General features: G+C 40.1%; 11 protein-coding genes and 1 riboswitch. Of the genes, 10 read left to right on the forward strand and 1 reads right to left on the reverse strand.

All coding sequences use genetic code 11. The features are described from left to right. The first annotated feature begins 203 nt into the window (after positions 1-203). From PGN18_RS03765 to PGN18_RS03795, 7 genes are all read left to right on the forward strand, one after another. Positions 204-3,605, forward strand: a complete 3,402-nt coding sequence (locus tag PGN18_RS03765; protein WP_335318023.1) for a SusC/RagA family TonB-linked outer membrane protein — start codon at positions 204-206, stop codon at positions 3,603-3,605. A 33-nt stretch (positions 3,606-3,638) separates the two neighbouring features. Then, on the forward strand, positions 3,639-5,129 hold the full coding sequence (locus PGN18_RS03770) for a RagB/SusD family nutrient uptake outer membrane protein (protein ID WP_335318024.1): 1,491 nt from the start codon (positions 3,639-3,641) through the stop codon (positions 5,127-5,129). Positions 5,130-5,158: 29 nt separating this feature from the next. Beyond that, positions 5,159-5,968 carry a DUF4843 domain-containing protein gene (locus PGN18_RS03775; RefSeq protein WP_335318025.1) on the forward strand — a complete coding sequence of 270 codons (810 nt, stop codon included), beginning with the start codon at positions 5,159-5,161 and terminating at the stop codon, positions 5,966-5,968. 10 nt (positions 5,969-5,978) lie between these two features. Then, on the forward strand, positions 5,979-7,397 hold the full coding sequence (locus PGN18_RS03780; RefSeq protein ID WP_335318026.1) for a PKD-like family lipoprotein: 1,419 nt from the start codon (positions 5,979-5,981) through the stop codon (positions 7,395-7,397). 416 nt (positions 7,398-7,813) lie between these two features. After that, entirely contained in the window at positions 7,814-8,947 is a 1,134-nt protein-coding gene (locus PGN18_RS03785) for a TlpA disulfide reductase family protein (RefSeq protein WP_335318027.1), read from the forward strand. Between the two features lie 145 nt (positions 8,948-9,092). After that, positions 9,093-10,151 carry a S1C family serine protease gene (locus PGN18_RS03790; RefSeq protein WP_335318028.1) on the forward strand — a complete coding sequence of 353 codons (1,059 nt, stop codon included), beginning with the start codon at positions 9,093-9,095 and terminating at the stop codon, positions 10,149-10,151. Continuing rightward, positions 10,148-10,768: a PDZ domain-containing protein gene (locus PGN18_RS03795; protein ID WP_335318029.1), complete on the forward strand. Its 621-nt coding sequence runs from the start codon at positions 10,148-10,150 to the stop codon at positions 10,766-10,768. The genes PGN18_RS03790 and PGN18_RS03795 overlap by 4 nt, the downstream gene beginning before the upstream one ends. A gap of 609 nt (positions 10,769-11,377) precedes the next feature. On the opposite strand, the gene PGN18_RS03800 is transcribed toward PGN18_RS03795, so the two are convergent. Continuing rightward, positions 11,378-12,622: a peroxiredoxin family protein gene (locus PGN18_RS03800; protein WP_335318030.1), complete on the reverse strand. Its 1,245-nt coding sequence runs from the start codon at positions 12,620-12,622 to the stop codon at positions 11,378-11,380. A gap of 133 nt (positions 12,623-12,755) precedes the next feature. Next, positions 12,756-12,861, forward strand: a riboswitch (SAM riboswitch). Between the two features lie 313 nt (positions 12,862-13,174). On the opposite strand from PGN18_RS03800, the gene PGN18_RS03805 reads away from it, so the two are divergent. Genes PGN18_RS03805 through PGN18_RS03815 form a run of 3 tightly spaced genes read left to right on the forward strand, consistent with a single transcriptional unit; the run spans position 13,175 to position 17,791 of the window. Next, positions 13,175-13,702, forward strand: coding sequence for a carboxypeptidase-like regulatory domain-containing protein (locus tag PGN18_RS03805; protein ID WP_335318031.1), 528 nt, complete (start codon positions 13,175-13,177; stop codon positions 13,700-13,702). A gap of 13 nt (positions 13,703-13,715) precedes the next feature. Then, positions 13,716-16,340: a SusC/RagA family TonB-linked outer membrane protein gene (locus PGN18_RS03810; RefSeq protein WP_335318281.1), complete on the forward strand. Its 2,625-nt coding sequence runs from the start codon at positions 13,716-13,718 to the stop codon at positions 16,338-16,340. Between the two features lie 11 nt (positions 16,341-16,351). Next, the gene (locus PGN18_RS03815; protein ID WP_335318032.1) at positions 16,352-17,791 is read left to right on the forward strand and encodes a SusD/RagB family nutrient-binding outer membrane lipoprotein; all 1,440 of its coding nucleotides are present in this window, start codon (positions 16,352-16,354) and stop codon (positions 17,789-17,791) included. Positions 17,792-17,989: the final 198 nt, after the last annotated feature.

Below are 17,989 nucleotides of genomic sequence, written 5' to 3' on the forward strand. Positions count from 1 at the left end.
AAGAAGGGCTTTTCTTTAAACAGCCACAAAAATCAACCAACCAATTCACAAACTAACTAAAATTTATGATGAAAAAACTACCAGAAATTTAACGGCATACCTAAAAAAAACCGAAAGCGCGGCAACGCTTCCGGTAGAAATTTGGACAAGCAGCTTGCTTCGAAACCCAGCTGCTATTTTTTAACCTCATTCATAACAAAGGTATGAAATTAACTACCCTTTACAACCCCGTGTGCGACATGCGGAGGGTAAAGATTAAAATTTTATTGGTCATGAAATTGACTACAATCTTACTATTGGTAGGTGCCTTACACTTGTCGGCAGCCACCTTTTCACAGACAGTAACGCTCTCTCGAAGAAAAACTTCACTTAAACAGGTTTTTAAAGAGATAAAAAAGCAAACGGGCTATTTCTTCTTCTACAAGGGGCAATTGCTACAGGATAAACCCGATGTTACGGTAGAGTTCAATAACGCTTCACTGAAAGATGCACTGAATGCTTCTCTAAAAGATCAAAATTTGAGTTATAACATTGTTAACAAAACCGTTGTAATTAGCCTCAAAGAAAATTTACCACTTGTTACCACGCGCGCGGCAGTAAAAATTGAGGTAAGAGGTGTGGTTGCTGATAAAACTACTGGCGAAACCCTTCCGGGGGTTAACGTTTCCATTAAAAATGGCGCAAGCGTAGGCATCACTAATGAGAAAGGTGAATTCAAAATCAGTGTAGATGATGGAAGCGTTTTAGTGTTTAGTTACGTAGGCTACGAGTTATTTGAAACCAAGGTTTCAGGTACTAAAACGTTAAACGTTAAGCTTACTGCGAAGATGACTCAAATGAATGATGTAGTAGTTACCGGTTATCAAACCATCAAGAAGGATAACTATACCGGTAACGCAGTAACGATATCAGGAGAACAGCTGAGAAGGGTAAATCCACAGAATTTGCTGCAAAGTATCGGCACTTTCGATCCATCCTTTAAGCTGATCGACAATAACCTTGCAGGTTCAAACCCCAACCGCATTCCTTCTATCAATGTTAGGGGGGCTTCTGCGCTGCCCAGCGGTGATGGACAGGTGCTGAGAAGAGATGATATTCTTGGAACGGCAAATATGCCCGTTTTTATGCTTGATGGCTATGAAGTGAGCGTACAGAAAGTATTTGACCTGGACGTAAACCGGATTGCATCGGTGACCTCCCTAAAAGATGCTGCCGCAACAGCAATTTATGGTTCGCGTGCGGCAAACGGTGTAATTGTGATTACCACTAAAACACCAATAGAAGGGAAACTACGTGTAGAATACAACTATGAACTGAATTTGACTGCTGCTGATTTAAGTGATTACCAGGTTTTAGATGCGGCTGAAAAACTGGATTACGAAGTTTTGGCAGGAATATACAATTCTTCAAAACAACAGGTACCCCAAGATCAGCTGGATGAAATTTATTATCATAAAAAAGCCAATGTTGTTGGTGGGGTGAATAGTTATTGGTTATCACAACCGCTGCGTAATACCGTAGGTCATAAACATGCGCTAAACCTGGATGGCGGTTCGCAGGCATTTCGGTACAATGTAAATCTCCGATACCAGAATAGACCTGGCGCGATGAAAGGCTCCGAAAGAGATCAATACTCCGGTGGAATGAGTTTTCAATATAATGTGAAGAAACTTCAGTTCAGAAATGAACTATCGGTAACACAAGTGGGGGCTACCGAATCTCCGTATGGCGATTTTTCAAATTATGTAAAGATGAATCCCTATTATCCCTTAAAAGATGCCAATGGGATGGCCATGAGGATTTCGGACGTGTATGAAAAACAAGATCGATCAAAAGAATATGTATTTAACCCATTATTTGATGCCAATTTAAGCAGTTTCAACAAATCTAAATACACCGAAATTATCGATAACCTTTCTGCAGATTTAGAAGTAGCCAAAGACCTGAGGTTAAGGGCGCAAATGAGCTTAACCACACGGGCTAATTCAGATGATATCTTCACCTCGCCACAGGCTAATAAATATTACCTGTATACCACCGATAAGATTGATGAAAAAGGGGAGTATACCAACCGGGAAATGAAAGAAACCTACTGGGATAGTAACATTAGGTTAACCTGGTTAAAGCAGATTGGTGGCAACTATTTTAACGCTTTGGTAGGGGTAAATGCCCGTACAGAGCTCCGCGACCAAAAAGAATTTACAGCGATTGGCTTTGCTAATGATCGCTTTACCAGCATTGGCTTTGCTAAAGGTTACGCAGAAGATGGAAAACCGCAAAGCAGGCTTGAAAAGGCACGTTTGTTCGGTTCGTTTTTTTCAGTAAACTATTCGTACAAAAACAGGTATCTGATGGATGGAACTGTTCGTATTGATGGTTCATCAAAATTCGGCGTGAACAATAAACTGGCTCCCTTTTGGTCGTTTGGATTAGGATGGAATGTACACCAGGAGGAATTTTTTAAGGGAAATCCCGTAATTAGCCAGTTGAGAATAAAAGCTTCAACAGGCCTTACCGGGTCGGTAGAGTTTGATCCTTACCTATCAAAAACCATTTACAGGTACAATACCGGAAACTGGTATTCATCAGGTATAGGTGCTGGCGTAAACAGTTACGGCAATGAAAACCTGGGGTGGCAAAAAACCAAAATGACGGACATTGGTGTAGATATTGGACTTTTTAAAGACCGAGTAATGATTACGCCAAGGATATATAAAAAGTTTACCAAAGATATTTTGGCCGATATCACCTTACCTCCGTCAACAGGGTTTTTATCTTATAAAGAAAACCTTGGAGACATGGAAAATAAAGGCGCCGAATTGGGTATAAACGTTGAGGCTGTAAGAAGCAAAGACTGGTCGGTAAATCTGAACGCGAATATGGTTACCAATAAAAATAAGGTGGTAAGGATCTCAAACGCTTTAAAGAAATACAACGATAGAGCAGACGAACTCCAATCATTAAAGCCGGGAGATGGAGGTTACAGGGGTATTCCATTGCTTCGATTTAGCGAAGGGCAACCATTTAATGCCATTTATGGTGTACGCTCATTAGGCATTGATCCGGAAAATGGACGGGAATTATACCTTAAAAAAGATGGTACGCTTACTTACGATTATGATAAGAGGGATTATGTGGTAATCGGCGATCCAAACCCTAAAGTAAGCGGTTACTTTGGTGGAACCGTTAACTACAAAAGGTTTAGCCTGTATGTACAGTTTCAAACGTTTTTTGGAGGTGATAAATATAACCTCACCCTGGTAGAACGTGTTGAGAATGCCGACCCGAGATATAATGTGGATAAACGGGTGTTCGAGGAAAAATGGAAGCAACCCGGCGACCTATCTTTTTATAAAAACATAGCAGATAATGGTGAAACGGATGTGAGCTCGAGATTTATACAGCCTGATAACCTGATCAACCTGCAATCAGTTAATCTTTCCTATGATATGAACAAAAAGATCGCGTCAAAATTGGCTATGTCTAGCCTGATGTTTCAGGTAACCGCAAATGATGTGGTGCGTTGGTCATCGGTAAAAGAAGAAAGAGGGATTAATTATCCATTTACCAGGAGTTTAACCTTCTCCATCAGAGCAGCTTTTTAAGCGATATTAATAACAGATTTAAAATATAAAAATATGAAGATTAAATTGTTAATCTGCCTCATCGTAATCACAGGAGTATTTAGTTCCTGTAAAAAATGGCTGGAAGTGGAACCTGAATCAGAAATTGCGGCACCAATTTTATTCAGCACAGAAAGTGGTTTTATGGAAGCCATAAACGGCGTGTATAACCGCAGTACCGAATCAGATTTGTATGGCAAAGAACTTACTTTTGGTACAACAGAAGTACTGGCGCAAAATTTTTCGATGCGTGATGACGGACAAAATTATAGGGAAACCTCGCTATATAATTATAAACATGGCGAATTTATTAAAAGGAAGGATAAGATTTGGGCTGGTTTATACAATGCAATCGTAAATTGCAACCTCATTCTGGAAAACGTAGATGCAAAGAAGAATGTCTTCAATGGTAGCAATTACGCTATTGTGAAAGGAGAGGCCCTTGCATTGAGAGCATATCTGCATTTCGATTTATTACGTCTTTTTGCGCCTTCTTACCTGAAAAATCCCACTGCAAAAGGTATTCCGTATGCAAATAAATATACGAAAGACATTACGCCGGTTTCAAGCGTATCAGAAACGATTGATCTCATCATTAAAGATCTGGAGCAAGCTAAACAATTGTTAATGGCCGATCCCATCCGCAGTGCAAGTTATGTTGTTAACTATCCCCTGGTTACCGATACACTCAAAAATACAGAAGAACGGAATCCAAGTCTGTTTTTACAGAACAGAAGACACCGTTTAAATTATTATGCCGTATGTGGTACACTTGCCCGTGTATACCTGTATAAAAATGATAAAACCAAAGCTTTACAAAACGCAAAAGAGGTAATCGACTCTAAAAAATTCCCCTGGACCGCTAAGAGTGATTTTGAAGCTTTTGAAGATTCAAAAAAAGATCGGATTCTTTATAAGGAGCTCGTTTTTGGGTGGTATATACCAGGTGCTGCAAAGGAGATTAAAGACAATTGGTTTCAAAGTGGTACCCGGGGATTTTATCTAATTGAGGATGCCGCAGATTATATTTATGAAAAGGCTACCGCAGGCGCGAGTGATTCGCGTTATAAATATTGGTTATCTGCAACATCTAACCAATCATCAAGATCTTACGATATTGTTAAATACCGAAGAAACCCTTTAAGCGCTGAAGCAAATGCAAACTTACATTATTTAATGGCTCCTGCCATCAGGCTTAGTGAAATGTATTATATCGCGGCCGAATGTTCATATGCAATTAGTCCAACTGAAGCCGTAAATTACCTTAAACAGGTTCGCGAAGCGAGGCAGATAGGTGATCCTTTATCCATTAATAGCGAAGAAGACCTTTTAAAGGAGCTACTTAAAGATGCACGTAAAGAATGGTTGGCAGAAGGCCAGCTGTTCTACATGTATAAAAGGCTAAATAGGGGTATCGTTGGGCAAACTGGTGTAATCATTCCCGCATCTGATAATATTTTTGTGCTCCCACTGCCTAACGATGAGGTAGTTTATGGAGGCAGATAATAAAATTTGAAATTTATTAATAGCAAATTATGAAAATATACATATTAATATTCGCAGTCATTTGTCTGGCTTCCTGTAAGAAAGCAGAAGAGATGCGTTTTGATCATAGTGCAAATGTTTATTTCGATATTTATAATGGAGATAAAGACAGTATCGTAAGAACCTTTGCCTATAACCCTACGCTGGCCCAGGATACCGTATGGCTCCCGGTACGTCTATCCGGCATCAGAACCGATGCGGATCGCAAATTCAGTGCACGCGTAGATGCTGATTCTTCTACCGCTACGCCTGGTTTACATTATGAAGCTTTGAAACCGCAATATTCCATTCTTCCGAATAAAGGAATAGGTTATATCCCGGTGGTGATTTATAATAAGGACCGGCAATTGGAAAACAGATCGGTTTCGGTACTGATCAAATTAACCGAAACTCCGGATCTGGGTATCGAAAACCCTTACCTGATCAGGGCAAAAGTAGTATTCTCATCCAAATTGGAAAAACCAAGCTGGTGGGATACCTGGCCGTTGCCGCCTTACTCGAGAACCAAACATGAATTGTTTATTCTGGTAACTGCGCAGACTTCTCTTACTACCGATGGACTAGACGCACCAAAAAACCTGTATTACATCGGTTTATTAACCACCATGTTAAACAACCCATTTAATTGGGTAACCAAAAATGCAACAAAAGGTTATGTCATCGAAGAAGTAACCGCAGGCGATACCAATAGCTATTACTTCTATAACAAAAGTAATCCAGCTAAAAAGACGCTTTTGCGAAAAAATATGCAGAACGGTAAATATTATTTTATAGATGAAAATGGCAATGAGGTTATTTAATTCGAAGAACATGAACATAAAAAAATTAACCATACTCATTATTGGTGTACTTTCCTTAGCTGCATGTCATAAAGACCTGGGCAATTACGACATCGAAATGCCTCTAGAGCCAAAAGTGGCCAACCTCGATTCTGTTTACACAGCAAGTGTAGGCGATAGTTTGATCATCAAACCGAAAATAGAAGGGGCTGATGCCGCCAATGTTGAACTTCAGTGGAGAATTAGTGTAATTGAGGGGAATGATGTGATATATAATGGCCCTGCATTAAGGATCATTTTCGGATTACAGGCTAAAAGATATCCAGCCCGCCTTACGGTTTACAATAAAGCAAATGGAATGAAATATTTCCATAAGTTTTACATAGAGGGGGCTACCGAATTTGCCAAAGGCACAACCGTACTAAGCGTTGAAAATGGAGTCACTCAATTTTCTTTTGTAAAACCAGATGGTAGTGTCCAGGCCCGCTTGTACCGTGCCATGCAAGGTAAAGATTTACCCTCAAACCCTACCAACTTGTTCCTGTTAAGAAATACATTTACAGGTGGTACCTTGTTGGGTTATTGGATCATTACCAAAAATGGTGGCATCAGGTTGGAGCCCAATACCATGCAGGAAGATCCAAAATATCCCAATACGCTGAAAGACAACTTTTTTACATCGCCAGATAATTTGGAAGTGGGGTCACTGATCTCGCATCCACAAGGCGTGATGATGGGCGTTGTAAACGGTAAATTTTATGGTGGCACAACCAGTACCTGGGATCAGGCTGCCACTTACGGCATGTTTGGTTTACCAGCTGATGGTGACTATGAATTGGCTCCTTCTTTTGTGATGAGTTTTACGCAATCGGCCACTTATTTTATTGGATTTGACCGGAACAGAAAACAATTCGTGCGGATTAACCTGTATGGTGCCCCTGTTTACTTTGGTACCCAATATTCAGTTACTGCCAATGTTTTTGATCCGCTAAATGTGGGGATGGATCTTGTTCATATGGAGCAACTTAACAACGCAGACTGTTTTGCTTATTGCAAAGGAACCGATGGTAAAATTTATGAGCTCAAGTTTAACGTTCAGTTTAACGGGCCATTTACCTTTACCCCACAACACAAACGCTTATTTGTGCGCCAGGAGTTGATTAATGAAAATACTAAATGGAGCGGTGCTAAAAATGGGGTAATCTACATGGCCAATGGCAGTAAAGTTTATCGTTATAACCCCGTAAATGAAGAATTGAGGGAACTGGCGACCAGTTTTACCGGAAAAACAATTTCAATGTTGAAACTTAGCGAAGATGAGGAGACCCTGATGGTCGGCACAGAAGAAGCTGTTTCTTTTTTGAACATAGCAACAGGAATGAATGGGGCATTTATTAAAAAGATTGAAGGTATACCAGGCAGCCCGGTAGATATCGCAATCAGAAAATAACTTTCTTCTCGAGGCTATTTAATAAATATAGAATTCTCATCCTGAATAATTTATTGTATAAAAATCAATATGAGTAACAGAAAAATTTAAATGAATAGTACCGTCATTTCGACTGAAGCTCACCGATTTTTCATCGGTAGCGTAACGGAGAAATCTTTAAAATTTGATTCAATAATCTGTTCCAAAGATCTCTCCCCGCCCGCACAGGCGGGCACTTCACGTTGCTCTGGTCGAGATGATGGTTGTTCCACTGGATTTCTGTCAATGTTATCTTGTCCAAGGAAATGTTTGAAATGTGTTACAAGACGTTTATATACTTCATCAAGCGCTTTAAAGCTCGGCTCAACGTGACCAATTCGATTAAATTACAATTAATGATACAGTAAATAGAAATTATAATCATAAAAAAAATACAAATGAAAAATATAAAATTAGTTTTATTAGCCCTTTTACTACCAGCTTTAACCTGGGCACAAACGCCAAATTTTAGTTTAACGGGTAAAATAGGAACGCTGGGTGCTCCGGCAAAAGCCTATATCGATTACATGGATAACGGTGTAAGTCACGAAGATTCCGTAGCACTGGTTAACGGAAGCTTCAAATTTACCGGACATATTTCCGGTAATGCCTATGCCCGTATGGCGCTTGATCATACCGGTGCTGGTAAAAACAAGGCGGTTTATACAGGGGATGTCATTTACTTTTACTTCGGGAAAGAGCAGGTTAACATTAGCTCAAAAGATTCTTTAGATAATGCTGTTTTTACGGGGTCCAAGGTATATCAGGAATATGATGCCTATAACAAAGCCATTGGCGGTACCATCATGGCGCTTACCAAAGCAGTAAACATTGATTTTAATAAAGGAACACCCGAGCAGCAGAAAGATACTGCCTACATGAAAGCGGTGGATCTGCGCTTCAGAAAAAACATCCAGAACAGAACAGACAAACAGTTTCAGTTTGCTAAAGAACATCCAACTTCCTATTTCGCCTTGGTAGCCCTGTCAGAAGCAGCAGGCAGCAAGGTGGATGTTGCCAAAGTTCAGCCGATTTTTAATGCACTAAACAAAGAATACCGGGAGACCGACATGGGTAAAGAGCTGGCACAGCGTATTGCCGCAAGTGGTATTACTGCCATCGGAAATGCAGCACCCCTTTTTACCCAGAACAATGTGGTTGGCAAGCCGGTTTCATTGGCCAGTTTAAGGGGAAAAGTCGTATTGGTTGAATTCTGGGCAAGTTGGTGCAGCCCATGCAGGGCAGAAAATCCTAACCTGGTAAAACAATATCAAACTTATAAAGATAAAGGCTTTGAGATTATTTCAGTTTCATTGGATCATGTAAAAGAGAATTGGCTAGAAGCGATAGAGAAAGACGGTTTAGACTGGATTCATGTATCTGACCTGAAAGGCTGGAACAACGAAGTGGGCCGGTTATATGGCGTTCGTGCAGTACCTGCCAGCTTTCTGGTAGATGCGCAGGGCAAAATTATCGGAAATGGTCTTCGTGGAGAACCATTAAACAAAAAGCTTGCTGAAATTTTTAATTAGTTATTGGCTAAACCGATTTGGATGATATTGATGCTAATAGCATGGCTAATGCTGGTTTCACTAAACTAAAATGTCATACTGAGCTTGATGAACCTTTCAGAGGGTGGCGCCAGTAAAGCCGCCGCCCTAAAAATCATAAAAAATAATGAATAACTACCTAAAGGCCATAATAGCAACCTTTGCGTTGCTGTTTAGCCTAGATGCTACTGCGCAGAAAAAGCAGGTGGCTAAGTTTCAGTACGTCATTAGCCAGGCGGTTAAAAAAGCGTACCCCGCCAGTGTGCGGATGTGGGGTTTCGATGTGCAGCAGAACCAAAGGACAAGTGCACAATTTAGTGGTGTGGTAGTAAGTGCAGACGGTTACATCTTGACGGCCGCACATACCATTTCACCGGGTAAAAATTACAAGGTTTTTTTTCCAGGCGGGCGCGAATGTATTGCTGTGGCGCTTGGTAAAATAGAAAATAAAGAAACCCCGGGTATTCCAGATGTTGGCCTGATGAAAATTACGGATAAGGGCAGCTATCCATTTGCAGAGATGGGATATTCGGGCAGTTTGCTTAAAAATGAACCTTGCATCAGTATTTCTTATCCCGAAAGCCTGAACCAAACCCTGCCAACTTTAAGGTTGGGTAATATTGCGGAAGTGAAAAATGAATACGGGTTTATCCGTTCAACCTGCAAAATGGAGCCTGGCGACTCTGGTGGACCTTTATTCGACTATCACGGTCGTGTAGTTGGCTTGCATAGCGCCATTGACGTTTCAGAGGAGATGAATTTTGAAATTCCTGTTGATCTTTATCGCCGCTATTGGACAGCCCTGAACAGTGAAACGCTTTACACGGTTTTTCCCGAAAAAACGGATCGTGTTGAAATTGATCCGCTGTCTATGCAATTGCAGAAAGAAAGTATAAAAAAGGCCTTGCATCCGGATTTTATTGTACCAATGTCCAAAAATAGTTGTTTCACTATTATCAGCACGATAAAAGGGCAGAAACAGCAAATCAATGCCTGTTTGTTAAATGTTAAAACAACAGGAGGTAGCGAAAAACAGTTTTTGTTAAGCAACAATACCATGGTTGGTGAAGAGGCACAATGTGATATGAACGGAACCAGAATGCCAATTGAGTTCATTGGAAAAGATCAGGAAAATGACCTGGTTTTATTTGCGCTTAAAAAAACATACCCGGTGGGATTGATTTGAATATTGCTGAAACCGGCACCGAAAAAATAGAAATGGGTAAACTGTTGTACAGTATAAATGCTGCTGACAAAGTAATGCGCAGTGTTTTAGGCAGTACCTTATTTAACTTACCAAAAATAAATAGTCAGCCTTATTTAGGCGCCATGGTGGTATATAATTCCAGTCCGGTTCAGTTCTCATTAATTAAAGCAGGCAGCCCGGCAGAAAAAGCAGGAATAAAAGTTGGCGATGAGTTGATCAGTATTAATGGAAAAGCCATCGAAAAAGCGAGTGAATTTGCGCCTGAAATACTGAAATATTGGGCAGATGATGAGGTTGCTTTTGAATGGACAAATGCATCTGGTAAGATGACCAAAACTTTTAAACTGGATAGGAGGGGACAATCGGTCTCCAATCATCCGGCAGATAAATTTGAAGGTGGGAAATCAGCTCGAAGAGATGGTTTTAATGCCATTTTTACGCATGACGCCGCCATTAAAACTGAGGATTGCGGATCGCCTGTTTTTGATTGGGAAGGTCGTTTTTACGGAATCAATATCGCTAGATTCAGCCGCACGACTACCGTTGTGATTCCAAAGAAAACCATTGTTGAATTTGTTACGAAGCATGTGAAATAGCCTATATTGAATAAATTAACTGAAAGTTCTGAGCGATAGAAATTTTATTAGGTAATATCCCTCGAGAAATCGTCATTCCCAACTTGATTGGGGATCTTAATGCAAGCGTTTTAAGATTTTTCTATTGGTCGGTGTCCCGCCGACCACTGTTTAACAGATACATTTTTTTGTTGCGCTGTAACATTAGCAATTATTGACGGTAGTTCCCTTTCTCCTCTATGTCATTAAGCTACGCTCAAGGGATGCCGCTTCGCCTGCCCGGGCAGGGGTCTAAAAACGCGGTTCCTGCCAAGAACAAACTAACGAAGTATGAAATGTTATTTTGTTTCCTGTAAAGAACTTTGTTCAATAAACCTTATTGCAGCGGCTATCCTTTTTGTTGCAGTGGTTTTTCATTATAGAGGTATCCTCACAAAAAGATAGAAGCGGAAAGAAGGACTGCCGGAACCGAACAGCACTATACCTGCTTTCCAAAAGAAAGCAGGTTCATTTTCTAGAAAAATCGTCATTTCGATTTCACCGACCAATGTCAAAGTTTCATTTATCGTTTCATTTTAAAAGATTCTTCACTACATTCAGAATGACAGATAAGGGAATGGCTTAAAATGCTTATTTTTTCAATAACGTATCAATTTCTGTATTAAATTCTTTCACAAATTCATCATAAAATTTACCAGTTGCGGGGCCGTTAAAACCGGTATGAATCTGGGCAACATTTCCCTGTTTATCGATTATTATTGTGGTTGGGAACGACAAAAAAGAATCGAGTGCGGGCAAAGATTCAGATACCACCTGTTTATCTGCTGTGCCAGCCAATACCTGATCGTATTCAATTCCAAAGCGTTCACGGAAACGGGTCATTACTTTTTTTGCATATTCGGGCTCAGTTGAACGTTCATAATGCAAGGCAATAATCTCTACACCGCGGTTTTTATTCTTTTTATACCATGGCGCCATAAAAGTAGCTTCATCAACACAATTAGGGCACCAGCTTCCGGTAATGGTTAACACCACTACCTTGTTCTTATACTTTTGGTCTTTTAAGGAAATTTTTTTGCCATTTATATCAGGAAAACTGAAATCCAGTGTTTTGTATCCCTTTTTTAAGTAAGTAAGTTGGTAAGGATCTGGCAAAGCAGCATCTTTATTTTTATTTCCGGTAAAAGGCTGACTGCCTCTTGCGCTTAAAACCTCACCTTTCAGAGTGCTGTCTGTTTGGAACGTTCCTTTATAGTAGGCAGGAGAGGAACCGATAAAACTCGAAAGTTGGAATTCATTTCCCTCTACAATACCTTCCAGGTAACGCGAATCGCCGGTAACACGAAGGAAAGTTCCAGTAAGTTTGTTTCCTGTTTGTTTAAATAAACCTACTGTTTTTTCTTCTTTGCCGTTCGGCGAGGTAAAAATCACATCATAACTTCCGGAATAGTCTGCCAAGGCAGGCTTATCTGTTTTAAAACGATAGTTTTTGCGTTCGGCATCAATTATTAATGCTTTGCCGGTTTTGTCCTGCTTTCTCAAAGTCCCTGTTAATTGATCGCCATTTATAGCAAATGCCAACTCATTATCAAACTGATCCAGTTTCACAAAGAGCGAATCGGCCGTTTGTTTTACCAAACCGCCTTCGAAACTTTCTTCCGCATTACGGAAGTACAATTTCTGTTGACCACTTTTTTCATTGATTTCAAAATTGAAAGGAATTTCTAATCCCTCTTTTACTTTAGCTACACCACGCCAGTTGCCCAATGCCACAAAAGCCGTGGTTTTTATAGGCTTGGCTACGGTGCTGTTTTGTGCGTAACTTAAAGATATTGATATGGCCAATACGGCAGCTAAAAGGGACCTTATTTTCATTGGTGTGTTAATCTACTAATTTAGTCGACAAATATACGCAGGGAATGACCAAAGAAAAAATATTTTAATAAAAATCTATAAAAACTATAGGATAAATGGAATTAATTATACCTTTGCTCCAGTTATTTTAAAATACTTATCAAGAAAGGCGGAGGGAATGGCCCTGTGAAACCTTAGCAACCATCTAATTTTAGAAATGGTGCTAATTCCATCCCGGATGAATCTGGGGTAGTTAAGTCAGTTGTTTGCATGATCCTTATCTAAAATATATGGAGCACTTCTGATTTTAAGGGGTGCTCTTTTTTTTTACCCCAATGCTGCTTTTGATAGGTAATACGTTTTATATAAAACCATTGAAATGAAAAAAACAGACGAATTAAAATCCATTGATGATGCCTATTTCCGAATGCGCATGCCCTGTTGAAGTAATGTTGTTTTAACAGGCTGTTAAGCTAACCATTCCTTTTCTTATTAAACTGAAAATACGGTTTTTAGCCGTGGTGGAATTGTTTTGCCAAATTTTATCCTTAATCTATTATTAATTACACACACATGTTCACCAATTTTAAATCAATAGCGTTTATCTTGCTGCTTTTTATTACGCAGCAGTTATTTGCTCAAAATGCAACCATTACCGGAACCGTAAAGTCGGCAGATGGAGAAACACTGCCAGGTGTTTCCATTTTAATAAAAGAAACCAAACAAACTGCCATTACCGATGGCAAAGGTGCTTTTTCTATTAGTGTACCTGAAAAAGGCACATTAGTATTTTCTTATATCGGTTTTAAAAGCCAGGAGATACAGATCAGCAAAAGCGGGCCGATCTCAGTCATCCTCCAATCGAGCGATAATGCGTTAGATGAGGTGGTAGTTACAGCTTTGGGTATTTCCAGAGAGAAAAAATCGTTGGGCTATGCTGTCCAGGAATTGAAGGGAGATCGTGTAGCCGAAGCAAAAGAATCTAACCTGGTAAATGCACTGGCCGGAAAAATTGCCGGTGTAAGGGTAACCAATAGCCAGGGGAGTATGGGTTCATCACGTGTGGTGATCAGGGGGAGAAACCTCTATAGCCGGAAATAATCAGCCTTTGTTTGTGGTTGATGGAATTCCGGTAGATAACTCCCAATTAAATTCTGCCGGCGCAAGAGACTATGCAAATGCCATTTCCGATATCAATCCGGAAGATATAGAATCAATCAGTGTTTTAAAAGGACCAAATGCAGCCGCATTATATGGTTCGCGGGCCGCGGCGGGTGTAATCTTAATTAAAACTAAAACAGGTAAATCAAAAAAAGGATTAGGCATTGATGTTAACTCCAATGCTGTGCTGGAAACCTTGCTTACCCTACCGGTTTATCAAAATGCATTCGGACAGGGGTCAGAAGGTAAATTCAGTTATGTAGATGGCGCTGGTAAAGGCCTTAATGATGGGGTAGATGAAAGCTGGGGACCAAAAATGGACGGCAGATTAATTCCACAGTTTTTTTCAAAAGGTGTGGCCGTCCCATTTGTAGCCCATCCGGATAATGTACGCGATTTTTTCCAGACGGGTTATGCTTTAAACAACGGCATATCGGTTGCAGATGCAGGCGAAAGATACGATTACCGGATTTCTTATAATAACCTGAAACAGGTTGGGATTGTGCCTAACTCCGGACAGGGCAAAAACTCATTTGTATTCAATACTTCATTAAAAATAACACCAAAACTAACTTTAACAGCCAATGCAAATTACAGCAAACTGAGTTCGGATAATTTGCCTGGTACAGGTGGTTCAAGATCAACCAGTACCATGTTGCAGTTTACCTGGTTTGGCCGTCAGGTGGATATCAACCAACTGAAAAACTATCTGGATGAAAATGGAAAAACGTTTAACTGGAACAATAGCTACTACAGCAATCCATATTGGGTAGCTTATGAAAATACCGTTTCGCAAAACCGTAACCGGATTATTGGAAGTTTGGCCCTTAATTATAAAATTATTGATGGATTAGATTTCAACTTCAGGTCAGGTACAGATTATTACAACGACAGGCGTAAAGTTAGAATTGCTTACGGCACCAACGGAACACCATTTGGTTCTTATACCGAAAGTGCGTTTACTGTAAATGAAAATAATACCGATGCAACCTTAAACTTTAACAAACAATTAAACGATGATTTCAGCTTCGAATTATTGGGTGGTGGTAATATCCGCAGGCAATACATTGAACAAAATGACCAAAGCGCACCTAAACTGGCTATTGCAGGACTTTATACGCTAAAAAACTCCCGCGATCCGCTCATCTCGTCAAATAATTTATCGAGGTTGAAATCTTACAGTGTTTATGCTTCCGGACAAATCGGTTTCAGAAATTACCTTTTCGCCAACATCACCGCTCGGAACGATTGGTCGTCTACTCTTCCAGCGCAGAACAGGTCTTACTTTTACCCCTCATTTAACGGAAGTTTTGTAGCAACCGAAGCATTTGATATTAAAAGTGAGGCACTTAACTATTTGAAGATACGTGGAGGCTGGTCTAAAGTTGGTAAAGATGCTGATCCTTATCGCTTGATCAACACTTACGCATTTGGCGCGCCATTTACAGGCAATCCACAGCTCACCACTGGTTCTATTGATTTAAAACCTGATCTTAAGCCAGAAACCACCACCTCTACCGAACTTGGAGTTGAGGCTGTATTTTTTAATAAAAGATTAAGATTTGATTTAAGTGCTTACAATACGAATAGTTATAATCAAATTTTAGCTGCAGATGTAAGTCAAAGTACGGGCTTCAGTTCGAAATTATTAAATGCCGGAAAAATCAACAACAAAGGAATAGAGGCGCAGTTGGGGATTACACCAATTAAAAAAGCTTTTACCTGGGATGTTGATATTAATTTCGCTGCAAACAGGAGCAGGGTAATTGAGCTGGATGCTGAAAAATTCTTAACCAATTATGTTGTGGCTTCAAACTCAGCCCAGGTAATCGCAACGGTAGGTCAACCTTACGGATCATTGTTCGGAACAGCTTTCCTAAGGGATGCCAATGGAAACATCATTGTTAACGCAACGGGCGCGCCGGCTACAAACCCAACCAAACAGGTATTAGGAAAATATACACCAGATTGGATTGGCGGAGTTTACAATACTTTTAGCTATAAAGGCATTAGTTTAGGTGTATTGGTTGATGCCAGTTTTGGCGGTTCTATTTATAACGGAACTTATGCTACCGGAACTTATACCGGCGTTTTAGCTTCTACACTTCCGGGAAGGGCAGCTGAATACGGAGGTATTTCTTATTATTATCCCGGTAACGATAAAGCCAATGGAACAGTTCGGGTAAATGGAGCAGCTCCGGCAGGTGTTACCGTGTATGATGATGGAATTATTTTTGATGGCGTAACGGCTGATGGCAAACGCAACGAGAAGATATTACCTGCGCAGCAGTATTACAAAACGTTTAGAAATATAGATGAAGCTAATATATTCGATGCTTCTTATGTGAAACTCCGTGAGGTGAAATTAAGCTATAATTTACCTGCAAAATGGCTCCGTCCGCTAAGTTTACAAGGCGTTTCAGTATCACTTGTGGGCCGTAACCTTTGGATTATACACCGCAATACGGTTGATATCGATCCCGAAGTGGCTTTTAATACGGGTAACGGCCAGGGTTTAGAAAGTCTTTCAAACCCGAGTACCCGCAGTTATGGCATCAACCTCAATGTTAAATTTTAAATATCATCATCATGAAAAATAAGAAACTATATATACTGGCCATTTTGGCAATTGCATTTTCATCATGTAACAAAGAATTGGATGAGGTGAATATTAATCCAAATGCTCCAGAGATTCCGGTACCCGATTATTTACTTACCGGAACAATCAAAGCTACGGTAGATGCTTATTGGGGAGTAAGCAATAACATGAACTCAAGCCTGCTTTTTGCGCAGCATTGGGCTAAAGTACAATATACCGAAGAAGACCGTTTTATTTATTCAAACAGTAGTTTTACTTCATTATGGTCTACAGGTTATGCGCAAAGTATCCCCGGTTATAATAAAATTATCGAACTGGGCGATGCACAGGGTAATTCTGTTTATAAAGGAGTTGCACTGGTATTAAGATCGTGGACATTTTTATTGCTTACTGACTCGTATGGTGATATTCCGTATACGCAGGCAGGAAAAATTAAACAATTCATTACACCGGTTTACGATAAACAAAAAGATGTTTATTACGGTGTTTTGGAAGATTTGAAATCAGCGCTGACGGCGTTAAATTTAAAATCCGGAAATGGTATTGCCGGCGATATCATTTACAAGGGAAGTACCGAAAACTGGAAAAAATTTGCCAATTCTTTACGCCTTCGTATCGCTTTGCGTATTGCAGATAAAGATCCTGCCAAAGCGAAGCAGGTAATAGACGAAATAAAAGCTGAAGGTGGCCTATACATTTCTGACAATTCGGAAAATGCCAAACTTGATTATGATGTTTCACCTCAGCAAAATCCAGTAGCAGCTTCATTTGAAACCAGAAACGATTACCGGATCAGTAAAACCATTATAGATAGACTTACGGCATTAAGTGACGCGAGGTTGCCTATTTATGCCAGTAAAACGGAAAATGCGCCAAACGGTTATGTAGGGATTCCGAACGGCTCTACCAACTCCGAAGCAAGTGCTATTGGTTTGGCCAACTCTTCAAAACCGGGTGCTTATTTTCTTGATCCAAAAGCACCGGCCGTGATCTTAAGCTATGCTGAAGTGCTTTTTGATAGGGCAGAAGCGGCGGCCCGTGGTTTTACTACAGAAAATGCGCAGGATCTATATAAACAGGCCATCACGGCGTCTTATGCACAGTATGGTTTGACTAATCTTAACAGTAATATTGAGACATATTTAAATAGCGCTGCGGTACAGTATGATGCTGCAAATTATAAAAAATCAATCGGTGAGCAGAAATGGATTGCTTTATTTGGTCAGGGCTTGGAAGCCTGGGCAGAACAGCGCAGATTGGATTATCCACAATTAACCGCTTCGGTAAATACCGTATTGAACGGCAAAATTCCTGTGCGTTTTATCTATCCGGGAACTGAACAGTCCTTAAACGGACAGAATTATAAAAATGCAGTAAGCAGTCAGGGGGCCGATTTATTAACCACCAAACTTTGGTTTGATGCTTTTTAGTTTAATCTTAAAAAAAAGAAAATTGTTCTTAAACGCCACACGCTTTAAGATTCCCACCTGCGCTGAAAAGACGATCAGTCTGAATGTGATTTCGGGTGATACCACCTGACCTTATAAAAAAACGTCCCGGTTTTAGACCGGGACGTTTCTGTTTAATCAGAGAAATAAATATTTAGCCTCTTCGGGTTCCTTTTTTTC

The organism is Pedobacter terrae (assembly GCF_036946585.1).
GTDB classification, from domain to species: Bacteria; Bacteroidota; Bacteroidia; order Sphingobacteriales; family Sphingobacteriaceae; genus Pedobacter; species Pedobacter terrae_C.